The 20,505-nt window shown below is 61.6% G+C and carries 16 protein-coding genes; 7 read left to right on the top strand and 9 right to left on the bottom strand.

Features of this window, described 5'->3' with window-relative positions:
* Nucleotides 1-238: 238 nt before the first annotated feature.
* The 3 genes from KHO30_RS32470 to zwf all read right to left on the bottom strand — a co-directional run bounded on the left by KHO30_RS32470 (nucleotide 239) and on the right by zwf (nucleotide 4,500).
* A complete protein-coding gene (locus tag KHO30_RS32470) occupies nucleotides 239-2,155 on the bottom strand; it encodes a bifunctional transcriptional regulator/glucokinase (protein ID WP_093643975.1) in 1,917 nt (638 codons plus the stop codon).
* The gene (gene pgl, locus KHO30_RS32465) at nucleotides 2,133-2,840 is read right to left on the bottom strand and encodes a 6-phosphogluconolactonase (protein WP_211703373.1); all 708 of its coding nucleotides are present in this window, start codon (nucleotides 2,838-2,840) and stop codon (nucleotides 2,133-2,135) included. Before pgl ends, KHO30_RS32470 begins: the two co-directional genes overlap by 23 nt.
* 196 nt (nucleotides 2,841-3,036) lie before the next feature.
* On the bottom strand, nucleotides 3,037-4,500 hold the full coding sequence (gene zwf / locus KHO30_RS32460) for a glucose-6-phosphate dehydrogenase (RefSeq protein ID WP_093643971.1): 1,464 nt from the start codon (nucleotides 4,498-4,500) through the stop codon (nucleotides 3,037-3,039).
* Between the two features lie 533 nt (nucleotides 4,501-5,033).
* On the opposite strand from zwf, the gene KHO30_RS32455 reads away from it, so the two are divergent.
* The 4 genes from KHO30_RS32455 to KHO30_RS32440 all read left to right on the top strand — a co-directional run bounded on the left by KHO30_RS32455 (nucleotide 5,034) and on the right by KHO30_RS32440 (nucleotide 9,484).
* Nucleotides 5,034-6,281: an ABC transporter substrate-binding protein gene (locus tag KHO30_RS32455; protein WP_211703372.1), complete on the top strand. Its 1,248-nt coding sequence runs from the start codon at nucleotides 5,034-5,036 to the stop codon at nucleotides 6,279-6,281.
* 198 nt (nucleotides 6,282-6,479) lie between these two features.
* Complete coding sequence (locus KHO30_RS32450; RefSeq protein ID WP_093643969.1) at nucleotides 6,480-7,418, top strand: carbohydrate ABC transporter permease; 939 nt, start codon at nucleotides 6,480-6,482, stop codon at nucleotides 7,416-7,418.
* Nucleotides 7,408-8,265, top strand: a complete 858-nt coding sequence (locus KHO30_RS32445; protein WP_093643967.1) for a carbohydrate ABC transporter permease — start codon at nucleotides 7,408-7,410, stop codon at nucleotides 8,263-8,265. Before KHO30_RS32450 ends, KHO30_RS32445 begins: the two co-directional genes overlap by 11 nt.
* Nucleotides 8,266-8,368: 103 nt before the next feature.
* Nucleotides 8,369-9,484 (top strand): ABC transporter ATP-binding protein, encoded by a 1,116-nt coding sequence (locus tag KHO30_RS32440; RefSeq protein ID WP_093643965.1) that lies wholly within the window; start codon nucleotides 8,369-8,371, stop codon nucleotides 9,482-9,484.
* A 137-nt stretch (nucleotides 9,485-9,621) separates the two neighbouring features.
* Here KHO30_RS32440 and KHO30_RS32435 read toward each other — a convergent pair whose 3' ends face one another.
* Nucleotides 9,622-10,539, bottom strand: coding sequence for a LysR family transcriptional regulator (locus KHO30_RS32435; RefSeq protein WP_211703371.1), 918 nt, complete (start codon nucleotides 10,537-10,539; stop codon nucleotides 9,622-9,624).
* A gap of 111 nt (nucleotides 10,540-10,650) precedes the next feature.
* The gene (locus KHO30_RS32430) at nucleotides 10,651-11,310 is read right to left on the bottom strand and encodes a glutathione S-transferase family protein (RefSeq protein ID WP_211703370.1); all 660 of its coding nucleotides are present in this window, start codon (nucleotides 11,308-11,310) and stop codon (nucleotides 10,651-10,653) included.
* Nucleotides 11,311-11,666: 356 nt separating this feature from the next.
* Between KHO30_RS32430 and fliD the strand changes: the two genes are divergently transcribed.
* The gene (fliD, locus tag KHO30_RS32425; RefSeq protein ID WP_211703369.1) at nucleotides 11,667-13,175 is read left to right on the top strand and encodes a flagellar filament capping protein FliD; all 1,509 of its coding nucleotides are present in this window, start codon (nucleotides 11,667-11,669) and stop codon (nucleotides 13,173-13,175) included.
* A 70-nt stretch (nucleotides 13,176-13,245) separates the two neighbouring features.
* Here the strand turns inward: fliD and KHO30_RS32420 are convergent, their stop codons facing one another.
* The 3 genes from KHO30_RS32420 to trxB all read right to left on the bottom strand — a co-directional run bounded on the left by KHO30_RS32420 (nucleotide 13,246) and on the right by trxB (nucleotide 15,791).
* Nucleotides 13,246-13,866, bottom strand: a complete 621-nt coding sequence (locus KHO30_RS32420) for a trimeric intracellular cation channel family protein (protein ID WP_054035154.1) — start codon at nucleotides 13,864-13,866, stop codon at nucleotides 13,246-13,248.
* Nucleotides 13,867-13,879: 13 nt separating this feature from the next.
* Nucleotides 13,880-14,638 carry a Smr/MutS family protein gene (locus KHO30_RS32415; protein WP_054035092.1) on the bottom strand — a complete coding sequence of 253 codons (759 nt, stop codon included), beginning with the start codon at nucleotides 14,636-14,638 and terminating at the stop codon, nucleotides 13,880-13,882.
* Nucleotides 14,639-14,792: 154 nt separating this feature from the next.
* Nucleotides 14,793-15,791, bottom strand: coding sequence for a thioredoxin-disulfide reductase (gene trxB / locus KHO30_RS32410; protein ID WP_093643955.1), 999 nt, complete (start codon nucleotides 15,789-15,791; stop codon nucleotides 14,793-14,795).
* Nucleotides 15,792-16,126: 335 nt separating this feature from the next.
* On the opposite strand from trxB, the gene KHO30_RS32405 reads away from it, so the two are divergent.
* Both KHO30_RS32405 and lolA read left to right on the top strand, forming a co-directional pair.
* Complete coding sequence (locus KHO30_RS32405; RefSeq protein ID WP_093643953.1) at nucleotides 16,127-18,442, top strand: DNA translocase FtsK; 2,316 nt, start codon at nucleotides 16,127-16,129, stop codon at nucleotides 18,440-18,442.
* A 218-nt stretch (nucleotides 18,443-18,660) separates the two neighbouring features.
* Entirely contained in the window at nucleotides 18,661-19,398 is a 738-nt protein-coding gene (lolA, locus tag KHO30_RS32400; RefSeq protein WP_211703368.1) for an outer membrane lipoprotein chaperone LolA, read from the top strand.
* 84 nt (nucleotides 19,399-19,482) lie between these two features.
* On the opposite strand, the gene KHO30_RS32395 is transcribed toward lolA, so the two are convergent.
* On the bottom strand, nucleotides 19,483-20,403 hold the full coding sequence (locus KHO30_RS32395; protein ID WP_054035090.1) for a LysR family transcriptional regulator: 921 nt from the start codon (nucleotides 20,401-20,403) through the stop codon (nucleotides 19,483-19,485).
* Between the last annotated feature and the right edge of the window lie 102 nt (nucleotides 20,404-20,505).

The raw sequence follows: 20,505 nt of genomic DNA, 5'->3' as shown, positions 1-20,505 counted from the left end.
TTCGACTTTTTAAAAATACCCTTTGCCGGTGTCCAGGATTGCTTGACCACTACAGTGCCGCCCCGCACAGGGGCAACGCTAATAGACCACTAACAATGCAAGGAAAGGCACCAAAGCCAGAACAAGGAAAGGCCAAAGCCCTAAGAACACAGACAACAAGCGCCACGCAGGCAAAAAACCCAAACTAAACGCCAACGCCGCAAGCAAACAACCCCGCAGCGAAGGCGCAAATCAACCCCTAATCCCGCGGCGAAGAAGCCGCCCCATGACTTAACCAATCAAGCACAGCAGTAGCATCATCATCCGCCCCCTGTCGCGCCTTAGCGACAGTCTCAGCCACATCAGCGCTAGGCACAGCGCGCCGAATCGCCACCCCAACGGCAAGAATATCAATCATGACGAGATGCAGAATCCGCGAAATCATCGACAACTGCGACTCGCGAATCTCAATGTGATCGGTCTCCAAAGCGACAGTAGCCCGCTTGGCCAGCGCCGTATTGCTCGACGTAATGGCAATCACCTTCGCCCCCGCCTGCATGGCGACATCCAGCACGCGCAGTAACTCAGGCGCACGTCCCGACTTGGACACGGCGACAATCACATCGCCCTTGCCCAGCAACGCAGCAGACGCCGCCTGCATATACAGATCGCCGTAAGCAATCGTCGGAATACCAAACCGGAAGAACTTGTAATGCGCGTCCTGCGCGACGATGTTCGAATTGCCGAGCCCATAAAACTCAATCCGCCGCGCGCCGTTCAACAAATCGATCGCCCGCTCGACCTGGTCGAAATTCAAATGCTCGCGCAGCTGCAAAATCGCCGACACGGTGTTGTCCAGCACCTTCGCGCCAAAGTCCGTCGCGGTATCGCCCAGATGCACCTGGCTATGACTCACCGGAATCGTGCCGGTCAAACCCGTCGCCAGCTTCAGCTTGAAATCCGACAAACCCTGGCAGCCAAGCGAGCGGCAAAAGCGGATCACCGTCGGCTGGCTCACGTCGGCCTTGCGCGCGATATCCACGATCGGATCGTTGATGATCGAACGCGGATGATTCAACGCGAGATCGGCCACACGGCGCTCGGCCGGCGTCAACGCGTCGCGCATCTGGCGAATCCGCTCGAACACGGCCGATGAACTGCCGCCCGCGCGGTTCGACAACTGCTCCGCGAGAATCGCCGACACACCCAGAAACGCCGGGTATTCAGCGGTAATCACATAGGTCGGCACGTTCTGCAAATATGCCTCGAAGCGACCCTTCGCCTCGAACCGTTTGCGAAACGACGAACGCGCGAAGAACTCGCCAAGCCTCGGCACGACGCCGCCGCCAATGTAGATGCCGCCCAATGCGCCGAGCGTCACCGCGATATTGCCGGCGAAGGTGCCAAGAATGCCGCAGAACACGTCGACGGATTCGGCCGCGAGCGGCTCGCCTTCCATCGCGCGCTTGACGATCTCTATCGTGTCGACGTTCGCCGCCACGCGTTTCTTGTCGCGACCCGCGAGCGCGCGGTAGATCACTTCGAGGCCGGGACCCGCCGCCACACGTTCGAACGAGACGTGCGACCACTTTTTGCGTGCGTACTGCAGCACGATGTCTTCGCGTTCGTCGGCCGGCGCGAAGGTGGCGTGGCCGCCTTCGCTGCCGAGCGCGATCCAGCGGTCGTCGGCGGGAATCAGGCCGGACACGCCCATGCCGGTGCCCGGGCCGAGCAGGCCGATCACGCTGTTCGGACGGCGCGCGCCGCCGCCTACCTGTACGCGCTGCGCGTCGGTCAGGCCGGGCAGCGCCATGGCCAGCGCGGTAAAGTCGTTCACCACCAGCAACGTGTCGAAGCCGAGCGCACGGCGCGTGGCTTCGATCGAAAAGCTCCAGTCGTGATTGGTCATGCTGACCTGATCGCCGTCGACCGGATTCGCAATCGCAATCGCCGCGTGATTCACGCGGCCGATCTTAGTGTCCTTCAGATACTTCTTGATGACTTCGGCAACGCCCGGATAGTCCGCGCACGGATAGACCTGCACCGAGCCGATTTCGCCCGGGCTGTATTCGAGCGCGAAACGCGCATTGGTGCCGCCGATGTCGGCGAGCAGCCTCGGTCCATCGGCGTGCTGGCCCGCGCCCGGAACAGCCTTAGTTTGCACACCAGTAGACATCGAGTCTCACTCCCTTGTCGTTTGCCAACTGCGAGATGGCATTTTTTTGTAGCGCAGCGGTGGCGGCATTCAGCACGTCCATCTTGCGCGGTCCTGCGATCAGCAAAAACAGGTGCTTCACTTCTTTCAGCGCGGAGAGCGACCAGCTCACACGCGCATGCGGCGCGCTGCCGGGATGCACGGCAACGAAGCGCTCGGCAGTGGTGATCGCGTAGTCCCATTCGGGCGCATCCGCGAAAATCGACGCGGTGTGGCCGTCTTCGCCCATGCCGAGAATCGCGACGTCCGGCACGGCGCTAAAGCGCGGGTCGGCGTTCAGCGCGGCAACGTGCGCGTTCAAGTCTTGCGTGGCGTCGACCAGCGGCCAGAAAGCGGCATTTTTCGCGGCGTTCTGCAACAGCGTTTCGTGCACGAGTTGCGAATTGCTCGCGCTGTCCGTTTCCGGCACCCAGCGGTCGTCGACCAGCGTCACGGCGATGCGCGACCAGTCGAAGGATTGCGTGGACAACGTCTGCAGGAACGGACGCGGACTGCTGCCGCCGGACACTGCAAGCATGGCCGGGCGCGCGTCGTTGGTTGACGTAGCCGTCTGTGCGGCGAGCGACGCATGTAACGCGTCGCCAACCGCCTTCGCCAACGCGTCGGATTGGGCGCGTTGATCGTCGAAAGCGTGAAGCTCGATCACTTCTCCTCCGTGCTGCTTTCTTGTTAGATCTGCGGAATGTGCCGTCCTGCTCTCACGCGATGCCTGCAAGTGGGATGACTTGCAGGCGCCTTCGTGATACCGGCGCCATTCCGTTCAGTTCGTCGGTGGGTCTCGCCGGCGCCGTGCCGTGCTTCGATCGGGATCGCGCATGGTACGACGCCGTAATTCAGTTGATTCAATTCTCTTCTTCGAGCCAGCAGGTGCCGTGCTGCGCCAACATCGCGCTCGCCGCTGCCGGCCCCCACGTACCTGCTGCATACGGCTTGGGCGGCTTGTTGGCAGTGGCCCATTCGTTGAGGATCGGTTCGACCCAACGCCATGCCGCTTCCTGCTCGTCGCGCCGCACAAACAGCGCGAGGCGGCCGTTGATGACGTCGAGCAGCAGACGTTGATACGCCTCCATTTGCCCTTCGCGGAAGAAGCGGTCGAACGCGAGGTCGAGGTGGACGCTGGCGAGGTTCATGCCTTCGCCTGGCTGCTTCGCGAGACAGTAGAGGCGAATGGTTTCGTTCGGCTGCAAACGGATCACGAGACGGTTCGCACCACCGCGCAACGCGGACGCGCCCAGTGCCGAATGCGGCACCGCACGAAAATTCACCACGATCTCAGCGACGCGATCCGCGAGACGCTTGCCCGTGCGCAGGAAGAACGGCACACCGGCCCAGCGCCAGTTTTCGATTTCCACCTTCACCGCAACGAAGGTTTCGGTGTTGCTGTCCTGCTTCACGCCAGGCTCGGTTGCATACGCCGGCACCGCGCTGCCGCGGATCACGCCCGCATGATACTGGCCGCGCACGGCGACCTTGCCGATATCACGCGGATCGATCGGCTTCAACGCGCGCAGCACGCGCAGCTTTTCGTCGCGGACCGAATCGGAATCCATTGAATGCGGTGGTTCCATCGCGACGATGGAAAGCAGTTGCAGCAAATGGTTCTGCACCATGTCGCGCAAGGCGCCGGTGTTGTCGTAGAAGTCGCCGCGCGCTTCCACGCCGAGTTCTTCAGCGATCGTGATCTGAATGCTTTCTACCCATTCGCGGCGCCACAACGGTTCGAACAGCACATTGCCGAAGCGCAGCGCGAGCAGGTTCTGCACCGGCTCCTTACCGAGGTAGTGATCGATCCGGTAGATCTGTTCTTCAGCGAAGATTTCACCGACTGCATCATTAATTGCGTTGGACGACTTGAGGTCGTAGCCGAGCGGCTTTTCCAGCACGATGCGCGAATTTTCGTTGAGCCCCACCGACGCCAGCGCGCGGCAGATCGGCACGAACAGCGACGGGCCTGTGGCCAGATAGAACACCCGAATGCCGGGGCGGCCGCTCAAGGCGTCGCGCAGCAGCGTGAAGTCTTCGGGGTTGCCGAGATCGATCTTCACGAACTCGATACGGTCGAGGAAGCTCGCCCATGCTGTTTCATCCACACCGTTCTTCGATACGTGCGGTTTGACGTGCTCATTGACCCAGTCAATGTAGGCCGCACGATCCGCTATATGCCGCGCCACCGCGACGATCTTGCCACTGTCGGCCAGCATGCCGCCTGCACGGTGCGCTTCATACAGTGCCGGCAGGATCTTGCGCATCGACAGGTCGCCGGTTCCGCCGAAGAGAACGAAGGTGAAGCTTGAATCGGTTTGCATGTGTCTCCGTCGATATCCTGGGGCCGCCGTGGGGACCGAAAAAGGGCGACCGTAGTCCGATAAAATATTTTTTGACACTGAATTGTAGTTTAACTACAATCCAAATCAAGAGGTAGCGCTAATTCGATGAAAAAAGCGTGCGCTGTGAGGCTAGATGCGCGTTTTCCCGAATCGGCAGGCGTCCCCTGCATGTTAACGGACATTGCGTGAGAGCACGTGCCAGCATGCCCCCGGCGGTCCTTACGGAAGGCCGGAAAGCTGATCTGGCGTCAGGGTTAACGTGCAAGGCACCTCGAGTCTGCCGCGCGCGACGCGGGCAGGCAAAAATCAAAAGAGGAGACAGTCAGTTGCATCCCGAACCACTCATCTCTTGAGCTTCCAGCGGCCGGATATCGGTCCGCCGGCACATGCCTTAACGCATGCGCCCGACCGTGCTCGATCGCCCAGTGTTTTGCCTGTTTGAACCAACCACAGCACCCTGGCGACATCAGGGGCCATTTGTTTTTTGTTCAGGTGTCTGGAGGAGATAAGCAATGAAATTTCGCGCGATCATGGGCGCTTTGTGCGCCGCAGGTCTGATGTGTGGCGTCTCGGCCGTGCAAGCTGCCGAGTCGATCGAAGTGTTGCACTGGTGGACTTCGGGCGGCGAATCGAAAGCCGTCGGCGTCCTCAAGGACGACATGACGAAACAGGGTTACACGTGGAAGGACTTCGCGGTTGCTGGCGGCGCGGGTGCGGCTGCCATGACGGCACTGAAGACGCAGGTGATCTCGGGCAACGCGCCGAGCGCTGCGCAGATCAAGGGTCCGCTGATCCAGGACTGGGCTTCGCAAGGCGTGCTGGTGCCGATCGACTCGGCCGCAGCTGACTGGAAGAAGAACCTGCCGCCGGAAATCGACAAGATCATGCACGCGGACGGCCACTATGTGGCAGCACCGTTCTCGGTGCACCGCGTGAACTGGCTGTACATCAACAAGGCAGCGCTGGACAAGGCGGGCGGCAAGGTGCCGACCACGTGGCCTGAGTTCTTCGCGGTGGCCGACAAGATGAAGGCCGCGGGCATCCAGCCGATCGCGATGGGCGGTCAGCCGTGGCAAGACCTGACGCTGTGGGAAGACGTCGTGCTGTCGCAAGGCGCGGGCTTCTACAAGAAGGCGCTGGTTGATCTCGACGAGAAGACGCTGACGTCGGATCAGATGGTCGGCGTGTTCGACACGGTCCGCAAGATCCAGGGTTACTTCGACGCGGGCCGCACGGGCCGTGACTGGAACCTGGCAACGGCGATGGTCATCAACGGCAAGGCCGGCATGCAGTTCATGGGCGACTGGGCGAAGGGCGAGTTCGCCAACGCCAACAAGAAGGCGGGTTCGGACTACGTCTGCGCTGCGGTTCCGGGCACGGAAAAGTCGTACACGTTCAACGTCGACTCGTTCGTGTTCTTCCAGCAGAAGGGCCAGACGGGTGCAACGCCGGGTCAACTGGCGCTGGCCAAGACGATCATGTCGCCGGAATTCCAGGAACAGTTCAGCCTGAACAAGGGGTCGATCCCGGTTCGTCTGGGCGTGTCGATGGCCAAGTTCGACGACTGCGCGAAGAAGTCGTACGCGGATGAACAAGTGGCGATCAAGTCGGGCGGCTATGTGCCTTCGCTGGCACACGGCATGGCGCAACCGGATGCAGCAGCCGGCGCGATCTCGGACGTGGTCACGAAGTTCATGAACTCGCAGCAGGATTCGAAGAGCGCGGTTGCTGCGCTCGCGAAGGCTGCGAAGACCAAGTAAGTAGCGTCAAGCGAAGTAGTGCGCCTGGTCGTTCCCTGCGGGGGCGCCGGGCGCGTTCTTCGGAATGCTTGCAGCCGTTGCGTTACTTAGGGCGAGACACTTCACCCCTGGTTTCATCGAGTCACACCTATGCCGTTCCGGTCTCGCGTCTTTCGTGAGCGAGCGCCCCGGCGGTACAGTTTCAGCAGGAGTCGAGTAGTGACTGCTTCTATCAGCGGAAACGGGAAAACGTCCACCGTGACCCGCCGCACGTCGCCGATGGCGGCCCTTGCCGATCGCTGGATTCCGAAGCTGGTGCTCGCACCCAGCGTCGTGATCAGCCTGATCTTCGTATATGGTTTCATCGCTATTACCGGCTATCTGTCGCTGTCGAATTCGCGGCTGATGCCTCGTTATGAATTTGTCGGTCTCGACCGTTATCGCGAACTGTTCGATAACGATGTGTTCTGGACGTCGGCTGCCAACCTCGGTTGGTTCGGCATTCCGTTTATCGGTATCTGTATCGGCCTCGGCCTGTTCCTCGCGATCCTGCTCGATCAGCAGATCCGCAATGAAGGCGCGCTGCGCGCCGTGTTCCTGTACCCGATGGCGCTTTCGTTCATCGTGACGGGTACGGCGTGGCAATGGATCATGACGCCGAGCGTCGGCCTCGAAAAGGTGTTCCACGACTGGGGCTGGACGAGCTTCTCGTTTAGCTGGCTCGGCGACCCTGATAAGGCGATTTTCTGCGTGGTGATCGCGGCCGTGTGGCAGTCCACCGGCTTCGTGATGGCGCTGTTCCTCGCGGGCCTGCGCGGTGTCGACGGTGAAATCTTCAAGGCTGCGCAAATGGACGGCGCGGGCTTGCCCACCATCTACCGCAAGATCGTGATTCCGAGCATGCGCCCGGTGTTCTTCTCCGTGCTGCTGATTCTCTGCCACATCACGATCAAGACCTTCGACCTGGTTGTCGCGTTGACCGCGGGTGGTCCGGGTACGTCTTCATCGTTGCCGGCTATTTTCATGTACACGTTTTCGTTCAATCGCGGGCAGCTGGGCGTCGGCGCGGCATCGTCGATGATGATGCTCGCCACCGTTGTGGCCGTGCTCGTGCCGCTGATGTATCTGGAATCGAGGAGCACCCGCAATGCAGCCTAAGATGACGATCAGCCGTGCCGTCATTTATGCGGCCTTGATTCTGTTCGCCCTGTATTTCCTGTTTCCGCTGTACGTGATGCTGTCCACGTCGTTCAAGGATGTCGACCAACTGCGCACCGGCAACCTGCTCACGCCGCCTACTCACTGGACCATCGATCCCTGGATCAAGGCATGGAGCGGTGCGTGTACGGGTGTGCGCTGCGACGGCATGCAGCCGTTCTTCATGAACTCCGTGCGCATGGTCATTCCGGCCGTGCTGATCTCGTCGATCATCGGCGCGTTCAACGGTTATGTGCTCACGCACTGGCGCTTCCGCGGCGCGGATCCGATCTTCACGATGATCCTGGTCGGCTGCTTCATTCCGTTTCAGGCGATCCTGCTGCCGATGGCGCGTTTCGAAGGCCTGCTCGGCCTGTCGAATTCGATCACCGGTCTGGTGGTGGTGCACGTGATCTACGGTATCGCCTTCACCACGATGTTCTTCCGCAACTTCTACGTGAGCATTCCGGCTGAACTCGTGAAGGCCGCGCGGATCGATGGTGCAGGTTTCTTCACGATCTTCACGAAGATTCTGATGCCGGTGTCGCTGCCGATTTTCATGGTGTGCCTGATCTGGCAATTCACGCAGATCTGGAATGACTTCCTGTTCGGGATTGTGTTCTCCGGTGTCGATTCGATGCCGATCACGGTGGCGCTGAACAACCTCGTGAACACCTCGACCGGCGTGAAGGAATACAACGTGGACATGGCCGGCGCGATCATCGCGGCATTGCCGACCTTGCTCGTCTACATCGTCGCCGGCCGCTATTTCGTGCGCGGTCTGACGGCGGGCGCAGTCAAGGGTTAAGCCCGGGCTAACCATACGCATCGCGGCGGCGCTTCTTCGATAGTGCGTCGCCGTCATCCGACCAGAGTTTTCAAGCTGTACCAGAGACAAGAGGATTCACAGCATGGCAAGCCTTTCCATCCGTGACGTGTACAAGACTTACCCGAACGGGGTACCGGTTCTGAAGGGTGTCAACATCGACATCGAAGACGGCCAGTTCCTGATTCTCGTTGGCGGCTCGGGCTGCGGGAAATCGACGCTGCTCAACATGATCGCCGGCCTCGAAACCGTGACCAAGGGCGAGATCCAGATCGATGGCAAGACGGTGAACAACCTCTCGCCAAAAGATCGCGACATCGCGATGGTGTTCCAGTCATACGCGCTGTATCCGTCCATGACGGTGCGCGAGAACATCTCGTTCGGCCTGGGCATTCGCAAGGTGCCGAAGCAGGAGCAGGCGCAGATTGTCGACCGCGTGTCGAACACGCTGCAGATCACGCACCTGCTGGACCGCAAGCCGGGGCAGCTCTCCGGTGGCCAGCGTCAGCGCGTGGCCATGGGCCGTGCGCTCGCGCGCGATCCGGTGATGTTCCTGTTCGACGAACCGCTGTCGAACCTCGACGCGAAGCTGCGCATCGAAATGCGCTCGGAAATCAAGCTGCTGCATCAACGCCTCGGCACGACGATCGTCTACGTGACGCACGATCAGATCGAAGCGATGACGCTCGGCGACCGCATCGCGGTCATGAAAGACGGCATCGTCCAGCAGTTCGGCGCACCGCAGGAAATCTACGACTCGCCGGCGAATCTGTTCGTGGCCGGCTTTATCGGCGCGCCGCCGATGAACTTCATCCAGGGCAAGCTGGTGGAGCAGGGTTCGGGCGTGGGCATCGAACTGGATACGGGCACGGCGCGCAATGTGTTGAATCTGCCGTTCGATTCGGCGAAGGTGAAGTCGCACGTCGGGCGCGAAGTGATTCTCGGCTTGCGCCCTGAGCGGATCACCGACGCACGCGGTGCGCATGGCGACCACGCGAACCTGCAGGCGATCGACGTGAAGGTCGATGTGATCGAGCCGACCGGTCCGGATACGCTGGTGTTCGCGCAGGTGAACGGCAAGCGCATTGTGAGCCGCGTGCACCCGGCTTCGAATCCGCAGCCCTTGTCGACTACGACATTGTTGTTCGATGCGTCGAAGGCGGTGTTGTTCGATCCGACCAATGAAGAGCGGATTGCCTGAGGCGAATTATTCGCTGAGCGATTTGCGTTGAAAAAGCCCCATGCGTCGTGAGACGCGTGGGGCTTTTCTTCATGTGCCGGGTGCTGTTTGCATCGGGTTGCGGCGGCCCCGGAACATGTCGCCCCTGCGACGCGACGTCAAGCGTCCTTGATGCGCAAATCCGGATTGTTCCGTGCCAGCTCGGTGACCCACTCGGTGAAGGCGCGCAGCCGTGAACTCAGATTGCGGCGATGCGCGTACAGGATCGAAAGCGGCGTGCTGGGGCTCGTGTAGTTCGTGAGAATTTCCTTGAGCGCGCCTTGCGCAATCAGATCCGCGACCATGAAGCGCGACGGCTGGATGATGCCGTGGCCGAGGGCGCTCGCGCTGATGTAGACGCTGCCGTCATTCACCGCAAGCACGCTTTTGAGCGTGACCTTGACGATTTCGCCATCCACCTCGTACTCGAACGGAAAGGTCTTGCCGCTGCGCGCGGAAACGTAGTTGACCGCGCGATGCTCGCTTAGCTCCTCGAGCGTGGTCGGCGTGCCGTATTGCTCCAGATAGGCGGACGACGCGCAGGTCACGATCCGCGCCTCGCCGATGCGCCGCGCGACGAGACTCGACTCTTCCGGCGTGCCCATGCGGATCACGCAATCCACCCCGTCCTGAATCAGATCGATGTTGCGATCCGCCAGCCCAAGCCGCACGTCGATCTCGGGGTATTGCCGGTAGAAGTCGTCGAGCGCGGGCAGCAGCAGCGCACGGGCGAGCGTGCCGGACGTATCGACGCGAATCGTGCCGCTCGGATGTTCGCGCTTATTCGACAGCGAGGATTCGGCATCGGCGACTTCGGCGAGGATGCGTACGCACCGGTCGTAGAACAGCGCGCCGTCTTCGGTGACGCTGACCTGCCGCGTCGAACGGTTCAGAAGCCGCACGCCGACGTGTTCTTCCAGAGCCTGAATGGTCCGGCTGACTTTGGCGCGGGGCAGGTCGAGCGACTCGGATACTTTGGTGAAGCTGTTCGCCTCGACCACACGCGTAAATATCTCCATCGCTTCGAAACGGTCCATGTTTTGCCTTATGAGTGATGGGCGGAAGTGGGTTTCGAAGTGAAGTGTATCGCTTGGAAATAGTGTTGGCGCGCTCTCGTGGTTAAGTTGGCCCGTGCGGGGTCCGTACGATCAATCCCGATCAGGCGCGCCAAGCGGGAACAGCGGGCGATACGGGCGGGCTTCGTCGACCGCGCGAGCGAACGATGGCCGGGCCAGCAGCCGCTTCCGGTAGGCGAGCACGTGCTCAAAAGCCGGGCCGATGCGATGCGTCCAGTCGGCGTAGAACAGGAACGGCGCGGCGCCGCAATCGGCGAGGCTGAAGGTATCGCCGGCCGCCCATTCGCGTTCGGCCATCACTTTGTCGAGCCAGCCGTAGGCCGTGTCCAGCATGCTGCGGGCCTCCGCCACGGCGCGCGGGTCATGCTCCCCCTCGGCGCGCATGCTGTCGTAGACGATCTTTTGCTGCGGCGTGGAGATGTAGTTGTCGAAGAAGCGATCCATGCTGCGCACTTCCAGCGCGGCGCGGGCATCGGCCGGCAAAAGCGGCACCGGCCCCGGGTGATACAGGCCGAGATACTCGATGATGATGCTCGCCTCCATCACGGTCCGGCTGCCGTCGACCAGCACGGGAAAGCGCTTGATCGGCCACAGCGCGGCGAACTCAGCCATGACCTGCGGGTCGTCGTACGCGAGGAGGCGCAGTTCGAACGGCGTGCCGTTTTCGTAAAGCGCGGTCAGCACCTTCTGGCAGTAGGAGGAGAAGGGGTGGGCATAGAGCTTCAGGGTCATCGGGGTCACCTATGGCGGGTTGCGAGGCGCGCTGTGGCGCGATGACGGCCGGAGGGGCCGTTTACCTGACGACGAACGAGAGCGGTGGAAATCGACAACCTCACGACGACCCGGAAAATTTTAGCGGAAGCCGAATGTCCATCCGCATCCGCCAAAGACCGGACGCTCGAAAAAGCTTATGCGCCGCGATTTGTTACGACAAAACGTCACAAACTTTCAAGAAAGATCGTGTAACATTTGAAAAAATTGTAAGAAATCGACGTGACCGCGACGTAGCCGGTTTGCCGCCGTAATCAGAAAGACCACCGGGGCGTCACGCAATAAATAACGAATAACTCGACGCACGGAGCCTTTGCATGTCAACGATCACCACGTCTGTGAATAGCGCGACTGCTAATGCGCAGAACCAGGTGCAGCAAGCGGCGCAATCGATTATCAGCGGCTCCACCGGCAACGCGACGATGGACGTGGCGACCCTGGTCTCGGCCCTCGTGAATGCGAAGACGGCCGGCCAGACGGCGGCGCTGAAGGCCAAACAGACGAGCGATACCACCACCTTATCCGCGTACGGCGCCCTGAGCTCCGCGTTGAACGCCTTGCAGGCAGCGATCAAGAATCTCTCGGACGGAACCACCCTGTCGACCTTCGGGGCCACCGCGAGCGGCAAGGGCATGGATCCCAAGGCGGGTCCCGGTGCAGTCGCCGGCAGCTACTCGATCGATGTCAAGCAGATCGCTGCATCGCAGAGTCTCTCGTCGGCGGCGTTCGATTCCACCGCCAAATTGGGCACCGGCAAGTTAACCATCGCAGTTGGCGGCAAGTCGATGGATGTCACGATCGACAGCACCAACAACACGCTGAGCGGTATCGCCAATGCGATCAACAAGGCGGGCAACAATCCGGGTGTCACGGCCACCATCGTGACCGGCACGGGTGGTGCCCACCTGGTGTTGCGCTCGACTACCACCGGCGCGGCCAATACGATCAACGTGTCCACCAGCGACGTGCAGAGCGACGCAGGCCTGTCGAGCCTCGGCGTAACCTCCACGCCGGGTGCGAACGGCGCGGCGTCCACGATCGTGTCCTCGGATACCAGCAAGGCCTGGCAACAAAGCGAGGCTGCTCAGGACGCGAAGTTCACCATCGGCGGGATTGAGGCGAGCAGCTCTACGAACGCGGTGACGGCAGCGATTTCCGGCGTCACGCTGAATCTGTCGAGCGCCGCGGTTGGCACCACGCAGACACTGACGATCGCACCGGATACGACCGCGCAGAACACGGCCATCACCAACTTCGCCAATCTTTACAACACCGTCGTCACGACCATCAACTCGCTGTCCTCGTTTGACAAGTCCTCGAAAACCGGCGGCGCGTTGCTTGGCGATTCGACGCTGACGACGATCAAGAATACGTTGGCGTCGATCGTCGGCGGGGGCGTCGGCGCGGGGTCGTCAGCGGTGGGGCTCGCTTCGATTGGCATTACGCTGAAGGGCGATCCGGCGGACGGCACCCTGGTCATCGACAGCAAGAAGCTGAGTACGTCGCTCACCAGCAGCCCGGCGCAAGTCGCCGCGTTGTTCAACTCGACCAACGGCATCGGCGCTAAATTGAACAAGAGCATTAGCGACTTCGTGAAGACGGGCGGCATCATCGACACCCGCAGCACGGCGTTGAATGCCGACCTGAAGAGCATCACCACGCAGCAGACCACGCTCGCCAATTACAGCGCGCAGTTGACGAAGCAGTACCAGAGTCAGTTCACCGCGCTCAACACGCTGATGGCGACGATGAACAACAACTCGCAGTACCTGACGGCGCTGTTTGGCGGCTCGAAGAGTGCGGGGGCGTTGGCGACCAACAAGTAAGACTGCTTTGGAGCGCGCCGCCTGATTCCGGGCGGCGTGCTTTTTATCAGAGCAGTTTGATGAAGCAAACTTAGTGAGGCAGCCGGACGTTGAACCTGAACGTTGCCAGCCTCGCGAGCAGGATAAAGGCGGTGGCGATCAACACGCTATAAACCGTATCGACGTCCATATAGTCCAGCAGCACGTACAGCCAGCACCCCACAAAAGCGCATGTCGCGTACGGCCGTGAATCACGCAAAATCAGTGGCACTTCGTTGCACAGCACGTCGCGAATCACGCCGCCAAAGACGCCGGCCAACACCCCCATCATCACCGACGTGAACCACGGCATCTGCGCGTCGTGCGCGATCGACGTGCCTGAAATGCTGAACAAGCCCAGCCCGATCGCATCGGCTACCAGCAGAACCCGCTCGGAAAGCAGCCGCGACGTCATCTTCAGGAGCGTTGGCGCGAACAACGACATCACGAAGATCGCGATCAAATAGGCTTGATGCTCGACCCAGTAAAAGGGCCGCCGCTCCAGCAGCACGTCGCGCAAGGTGCCGCCGCCGAAGGCCGTCGCGACGGCCACGAGGAAGGTGCCCACGGCGTCGAGCCGGCGGGTCCTCGCTTCGATAAAACCGGAAATCGCGTACGCGAAAATAGCCAGCGCTTCCATGATGGTCAGCGCCAGCGTCAGCCTCGGATGGATCACCGGGACTCCGTCAGGACTTGGGGGAAGCCGGCAATGCGCCCGGCTGCAATAGGACAACCACGGCACCCGCGCCGCCGTCATGCGGACGCGCCTGGCAGAACGCGATCACCTCGGACTTCTGCACGAGCCACGCGCGCACTTTGCCCTTCAGTACGGGTTCTTTTCCAATCGACCCGAGGCCCTTGCCGTGAATCACGCGCAAACACCGCAGGCCACGTTTCACCGACTCACGAATGAATTCGGCCAGCGCCTCGCGGGCTTCCTCGCGACGCATGCCGTGCAAGTCGATTTGTGCCTGCACGATCCAATCGCCACGCCGCAGTTTGCGGACGACTTCCTGGCTCACGCCGGGACGGCAATAGGAGAGCGTTTCGTCGGTTTCGAGCAGGACCTCGGGATCGAATTCGTCGGAGATCGCTTCGTGCAGCACGGCTTCTTCGTCGAGTTTGGTTTGCACCGGCAACGGCGGCGGAGGATTGCGCGGCAAGCTGGCGCGCGGCGGGACCGCCAGCGGTGCAACCGCGCCGATCTCGCGGCGAAACAGATCGGCATCCGCTGACGCTTCGCGTTGCGCCGCTGCGGCGGCCGCACGTTCGCGTTCACGACGTTGTGTGTCGCCCTTTAATGCATCGCGCAACGCGCCGAGGCCGGCCAGGCCCGCGGCCGGTTCGATCTTCGGTTTGACTGCGGGTGCGGATACCTCCGGCGCGGGCCTGGCAACAGCTCGGGCGCGCTTCGGTTCGCTGGGGTGGGGCTGATTCTTCGGCATATCGGTAATACACAGAAAAGTAGATCGATCGCGCGAATCCGACGCGAACAGGACGCAAAAAAGGCCGCCAGCTTCTCAGCCGCGGCCTTCTATCAAGCAGGTGGCCGGGCCATGCCCAGCCGCCATTTTACCGTTGCACCTGGTGTTTCTCAGATCAGCGGTCGGCTTCGGCGCTCATCACGTGCTCGCCGATCTCGTCGAGCGTTTCCAGATAACGTTGCGCGTCGAGCGCGGCCATACAGCCCGTGCCCGCGCTGGTGATCGCCTGACGATAGACGTGGTCCTGCACGTCGCCCGCTGCGAACACGCCCGGCACGCTGGTCGCCGTTGCGAAACCGTTCAGACCGCCCTTGGTGATGATGTAGCCGTTCTTCATCTCCAGCTGGCCTGCGAAAATGTCCGTGTTCGGCTTGTGGCCGATCGCGACGAAGATGCCTTGCAGCGCGATATCCGTGGTGTCGCCGGTTTGCGTGTTCTTGATACGCAGGCCGGTCACGCCGGACTGGTCGCCCGTCACTTCGTCGAGCGTGCTGTTCCACTTGATCTCGACCAGGCCTTCCTTTTCCTTCGCCAGCAAGCGGTCGATCAGGATCGGTTCGGCGCGGAACTTGTCGCGGCGATGGATCACCGTCACCTTCTTGGCGATGCCGGAAAGATAGAGGGCTTCCTCGACTGCGGTATTGCCGCCGCCGATCACGGCCACATGTTGTTGCTTGTAGAAGAAACCGTCGCATGTGGCGCAAGCCGATACGCCCTTGCCCATGAACAATTCTTCAGACGGCAGGCCGAGATACTGCGCCGATGCGCCGGTCGAGATGATCAGCGAGTCGCAGGTGTACTCACCCGAGTCGCCGATCAGGCGGATCGGCTTCTCATCCAGCTTGGCCGTATGGATGTGGTCGAAGATGATTTCGGTGTTGAAGCGCTCTGCGTGTTCCAGGAAGCGCCCCATCAGCTCCGGGCCTTGCACGCCGTTCGCATCGGCCGGCCAGTTTTCGACGTCGGTCGTGGTCATCAGCTGACCGCCTTGGGCGAGACCCGTGACGAGCACCGGCGACAGGTTGGCGCGTGCCGCGTAGACCGCTGCCGTGTAGCCGGCGGGACCGGAACCGAGAATCAGAACTTTGGCGTGTTTCGTGGAAGTAGCGGGCATGATCGAAATCCTTTTACGGCGCCCGGCTCGCCCATGCGAGGCCGCGCGACTTGAGCTGAAACTATAGATGGGTATCAGAGCGGCATTATAAAGGGCGGCACGCCGGCCTGCTCCATGAAGCTTTCCGATCGTGGTGATAGCGTCGCTGCGGGCCTGGGCGGCCTTTCGTGTGGTCGATCGGCTAAGTTACCGTCATTTACAGCCTCGCGTGAGGCACTGCGTTTACAATAGGCCGCATCGATGGATCCGGCAGCCGGGACCGGGTCTGGAGCCGCCTTAAGCGCCGCTTCGGGCCGCGACTCCAGCGGCAATCGGCCACACAAGCAACAGGATCAATGGCAAAAGCTCCCTATTCCGCGAGCGCGCAGGCATTGCCGCACCGCATGTCGCGCCTTTTCACCGAAATCCGCTGGATCTTGCAGGTCGCGCTCGGCGTGTTCCTGCTCATGGCGCTCGTCAGCTACAGCCGGCACGATCCGAGCTGGACGCATGCCGCGCAGGTCGACCATATCGCCAACTGGGCGGGCCGCGTCGGCGCATGGACGTCCGACATCCTGCTGCTCCTGTTCGGGCTGTCCGCCTATTGGTGGATCGTGCTGCTCGGCCGCCATATCTCCGCCAATTACCGCCGTATCACCCGTCACGAGGAACTGCAGGAAGACGCGCCGCGCGATGCCGGGTGGCTCGCGGACGCGTTCGCGTTCATGCTGGTGTTGCTTGCCTGCGACGGAATCGAAGCGTTGCGCATGTGGTCGCTGAAAGTGCAGTTGCCACGGGCGCCGGGCGGCGTGATCGGTGAGGCGGTCGCGCGCGGCATATCCCATGCGCTCGGCTTCACCGGCGGCACGCTGGCCCTACTTATCGTGCTCGGCATCGGTTTGTCGTTGTATTTCCGTTTTTCGTGGCTGTCGGTGTCGGAAAAGGTCGGCGAGTCGATCATTTCGGCAGTCACGTTCGCCAAGCTGCGCCGCGAGGCCGGTCGCGACCGTAAATTGGGCGAAGCCGCCGCCGTGAAGCGTGAAGGCAAGGTCGAAAAGGGCCGCGTGCGGATCGAGGAACACGAGCCGGTCATGATCGTGCCGCCCATCGTCACGCCCGCCAAATCGGAGCGCGTCGAGAAAGAACGGCAAGTGCCGCTGTTCACGGACCTGCCGGGCGACTCCACCTTGCCGCCGATCTCGCTGCTCGATGCAGCGCCGGCTGCACAGGAAACCATTTCCGCCGATACGCTCGAATTCACCTCGCGTCTGATCGAGAAAAAACTCAAGGACTTCGGCGTCGAAGTGAGCGTGGTCGCCGCGTATCCCGGCCCGGTCGTCACGCGTTATGAAATCGAGCCGGCTACCGGCGTGAAGGGCAGCCAGATCGTCGGTCTGGCGAAAGATCTCGCGCGTTCGCTGTCGCTGGTGTCGATTCGCGTGGTCGAAACGATTCCCGGCAAGAATTTCATGGCACTGGAGTTGCCGAATCAGCGCCGTCAGACCGTGAGTCTCTCGGAGATTCTCGGCTCGGCGGTTTATGCGGATGCGGCTTCGCCGCTCACCATGGGTCTCGGCAAGGATATCGGCGGCAAGCCGGTGTGCGCCGACCTCGCGAAAATGCCGCACTTGCTGGTGGCTGGTACGACCGGTTCGGGCAAGTCGGTGGGTATCAACGCGATGATCCTCTCGCTGCTCTACAAGGCGAGCGCCGACCAGGTCCGCATGATCCTGATCGATCCGAAGATGCTCGAAATGAGCGTCTACGAAGGTATTCCGCATCTGCTGTGTCCGGTGGTTACGGACATGCGCCAGGCCGGTCATGCGCTCAATTGGGCGGTGGCCGAAATGGAGCGCCGCTACAAGCTGATGAGCAAGCTCGGCGTGCGTAACCTCGCTGGCTACAACAACAAGATCGACGAAGCCGCCAAGCGCGACGAGAAGCTGCCGAACCCGTTCAGCCTGACGCCGGACGATCCGGAACCGCTGTCGCGCCTGCCGAACATCGTCGTCGTGATCGACGAACTGGCCGACCTGATGATGGTGGTCGGCAAGAAGGTCGAAGAGCTGATCGCTCGGATCGCGCAGAAGGCGCGCGCGGCCGGCATCCATCTGATTCTGGCCACGCAGCGTCCGTCGGTCGACGTGATTACCGGCCTGATCAAGGCCAACGTACCGACGCGCATGGCCTTCCAGGTGTCGTCGAAGATCGACTCGCGCACGATTCTCGACCAGCAGGGCGCGGAATCGCTGCTCGGCATGGGCGACATGTTGTACCTGCCGCCAGGCAGCGGCTTGCCGGTGCGTGTGCACGGCGCGTTCGTGTCGGACGAGGAAGTGCATCGCGTCGTCGACAAGCTCAAGGAGCAGGGCGAGCCGAACTATATCGAGGGCATTCTCGAAGGCGGCGTGACGGGCGAGGGCGACGAAGGCTCCGCAGGCGCCGGTGGATCGGGCTCGAGCGACGGCGAGGCCGACCCGTTATACGACCAGGCGGTCGACGTGGTGCTTAAGAACCGCCGTGCGTCGATCTCGCTGGTGCAGCGGCATTTGCGCATCGGCTATAACCGCGCGGCGCGCCTGCTCGAGCAGATGGAAAACTCGGGCGTGGTGTCGGCGATGTCGTCGAACGGCAATCGAGAGATTCTTGCCCCGGCGCGGGAAGCGGAATAGGCGGTCTACACGGCCGGCCCATCGAACCAGCCGCAAAAGGCGCAGCGCATAAATGCCGTATAAGCCCCGCTTAAGGCTTCTTGCTTAAGCTGTGACCCAAGGCTGAGGGCTCGTCCCTCGGCTGCGCGGTTCAAGCTAGCCGCCGCGGTCGCCCGGCCGCTGTCCTCAACACCCGCCGGCGTGACCGTCCAACAAATTCAATCAAGGGAGAAAACACCATGCAGCTATTCGCGCAGCAGCACGCTCGACAGAGTGCTCAACCCAACCGTGTCGGCCGACTCGCTCGTAAGATCGCACGCGGCGTCGGCAGTGTGGCAATTGGCGCGTCGATGCTCGTCGCGTCGCAAGCTTTCGCGAGCGGCACCGAGCAACTGAAGGCATTCGTCGCGCAAGTGCATTCCGCGCGCGGTACCTTCGTGCAGCAGGAAGTGCGCGCGCCGAGCAAGGCGCAGGGTGCAAGCGGCGCGAGCGGTGTGCTGTCCACCACTGGCAAGACCGGCACGTCGAGCGGCACGTTCACGTTCGCGCGCCCCGGCAAGTTCATCTGGCAATACGAGAAGCCCTACGCACAACTGTTGCAAGCCGACGGCGACAAGCTGTACGTGTACGACAAGGATCTGAACCAGGTGACGGTGCGCAGTCTTGGCGGCGCACTCGGTGCGAGCCCGGCGGCGATCCTGTTCGGCAGCAACGATCTGGACAAGAACTTCACGCTGCATGATGCAGGCGTGAAGGCCGGCATCGACTGGCTCGAACTGACGCCCAAGGCAAAAGACACACAGTTTCAGCGCGTTGGCATCGGCTTCAAGGACGGCAATCTTGAAGCGATGGAACTGCACGATGTGTTCGGCAACGTGACACTGCTGACGTTCTCGAACATTCAGAAGAACCCGCCGCTGCCGGCCGATGCGTTCAAATTCACGGTGCCGAAGGGCGCGGATGTGATCAACGGTTAAGCTGCCGCAGTTTGCCTATGCAAAGAAAAAGCCGCGCATCGTTTGCGCGGCTTTTTTCTTGGCGGCGCGTGCAACGCCGAACTGCTACTCATCCACTTCCAGCACCTGCACGGGATGCGCCGCCTTCATATCGTCGATGAACGCTTCAACGATATCCGTTCGATGCTGCCGCGCCCGCGTGACCATATGGAACGCCACGCGGTACTTCATCTGTGCGGGATTCAACGCGGCCAACAAGCCTTGCTTCACGAACGGCGCCGCGAAATGCCCCGGCAAATAGCCGAGATGGTGTCCCGACAACACCAGCATCGCGACCGCTTCCATGTTGTCCGCGAGGGCGGTGACATTTTGCGGCGTCGTCGAGCTTTCGGCTTCGGGTAGTGGATAACTCCGCCACGCCCATTCGTGAGCCGCGGCTTCAACGGGCGGTACTTCGCCGGCAGAAGCGAACAGCGGATGTCCCTTTGCGCAATACGCAAACTGGTCTTCGGCGAAAACCTCGGTGTACTCGAGCGACGGCACGCGATGCCAGAAATAGCCGATGCCGATCTGAATCCGGCCGTTCAGCAGCAGTTCTTCGAGCTCGCCCGGCGAGCGCACCAGAATCGAAAACCGCACCGACTGATCGCGCGCTCGAAACCGGCCGATCGCGTCGCTGATCCGCGCGCTTGCCGATACCGGTGTGTGGCCGATCATGCCAATATCGAGTGTGCCGACCAGTTTGCGGCCGACATTGCGGGCCTGCATGCCGAAAGTATCGACGGCGGACAGTAGGGCGCGGGCTGCGTCGATGAATTGCTCGCCGCGCGCGGTCAGGCTGAAGCCGCCGCGGCCTCGTTCGCACAGCCGGTAGCCGAGGCGCGTTTCCAGCGTGGCGAGTTGCGTACTGATGGTCGACTGGCCGACATTGAGCGTGGCCTGGGCCGGCGAGACGCCGCCGGCGTCGACGATGGCGAGGAAGACGCGGATCAGCCGCAGGTCGAGATCGGTGAGTTGGGAGAACATACGGCAGGATACATCGCTACGAATCAATGTGAAGTTTATTCTGTTCGTATTTTAACTTGCGGGAAACTGCTCAAGAATCGAGATTCGCCCGGCAAGGTGCGC

It is taken from the genome of Paraburkholderia aspalathi, from assembly GCF_905220735.1.
Classification (GTDB): domain Bacteria; phylum Pseudomonadota; class Gammaproteobacteria; order Burkholderiales; family Burkholderiaceae; genus Paraburkholderia; species Paraburkholderia aspalathi.
The sequence above is the reverse complement of the archived record's forward strand: the minus strand, read 5'-3'. Positions and strand labels throughout refer to the sequence as shown.

Bases quoted from the DNA above. Each gene is read 5' to 3' on its own strand.
- KHO30_RS32405 (WP_093643953.1), top strand. From the start codon at position 16,127: ATGGCAAAAGCTCCCTATTCCGCGAGCGCGCAGGCATTGCCGCACCGC.
- trxB (WP_093643955.1), bottom strand. From the start codon at position 15,791: ATGCCCGCTACTTCCACGAAACACGCCAAAGTTCTGATTCTCGGTTCC.
- KHO30_RS32430 (WP_211703370.1), bottom strand. From the start codon at position 11,310: ATGACCCTGAAGCTCTATGCCCACCCCTTCTCCTCCTACTGCCAGAAG.
- KHO30_RS32435 (WP_211703371.1), bottom strand. From the start codon at position 10,539: ATGGACCGTTTCGAAGCGATGGAGATATTTACGCGTGTGGTCGAGGCG.
- KHO30_RS32395 (WP_054035090.1), bottom strand. From the start codon at position 20,403: ATGTTCTCCCAACTCACCGATCTCGACCTGCGGCTGATCCGCGTCTTC.
- KHO30_RS32470 (WP_093643975.1), bottom strand. From the start codon at position 2,155: ATGTCTACTGGTGTGCAAACTAAGGCTGTTCCGGGCGCGGGCCAGCAC.
- KHO30_RS32440 (WP_093643965.1), top strand. From the start codon at position 8,369: ATGGCAAGCCTTTCCATCCGTGACGTGTACAAGACTTACCCGAACGGG.
- lolA (WP_211703368.1), top strand. From the start codon at position 18,661: ATGCAGCTATTCGCGCAGCAGCACGCTCGACAGAGTGCTCAACCCAAC.
- KHO30_RS32415 (WP_054035092.1), bottom strand. From the start codon at position 14,638: ATGCCGAAGAATCAGCCCCACCCCAGCGAACCGAAGCGCGCCCGAGCT.
- zwf (WP_093643971.1), bottom strand. From the start codon at position 4,500: ATGCAAACCGATTCAAGCTTCACCTTCGTTCTCTTCGGCGGAACCGGC.
- KHO30_RS32455 (WP_211703372.1), top strand. From the start codon at position 5,034: ATGAAATTTCGCGCGATCATGGGCGCTTTGTGCGCCGCAGGTCTGATG.
- fliD (WP_211703369.1), top strand. From the start codon at position 11,667: ATGTCAACGATCACCACGTCTGTGAATAGCGCGACTGCTAATGCGCAG.
- KHO30_RS32445 (WP_093643967.1), top strand. From the start codon at position 7,408: ATGCAGCCTAAGATGACGATCAGCCGTGCCGTCATTTATGCGGCCTTG.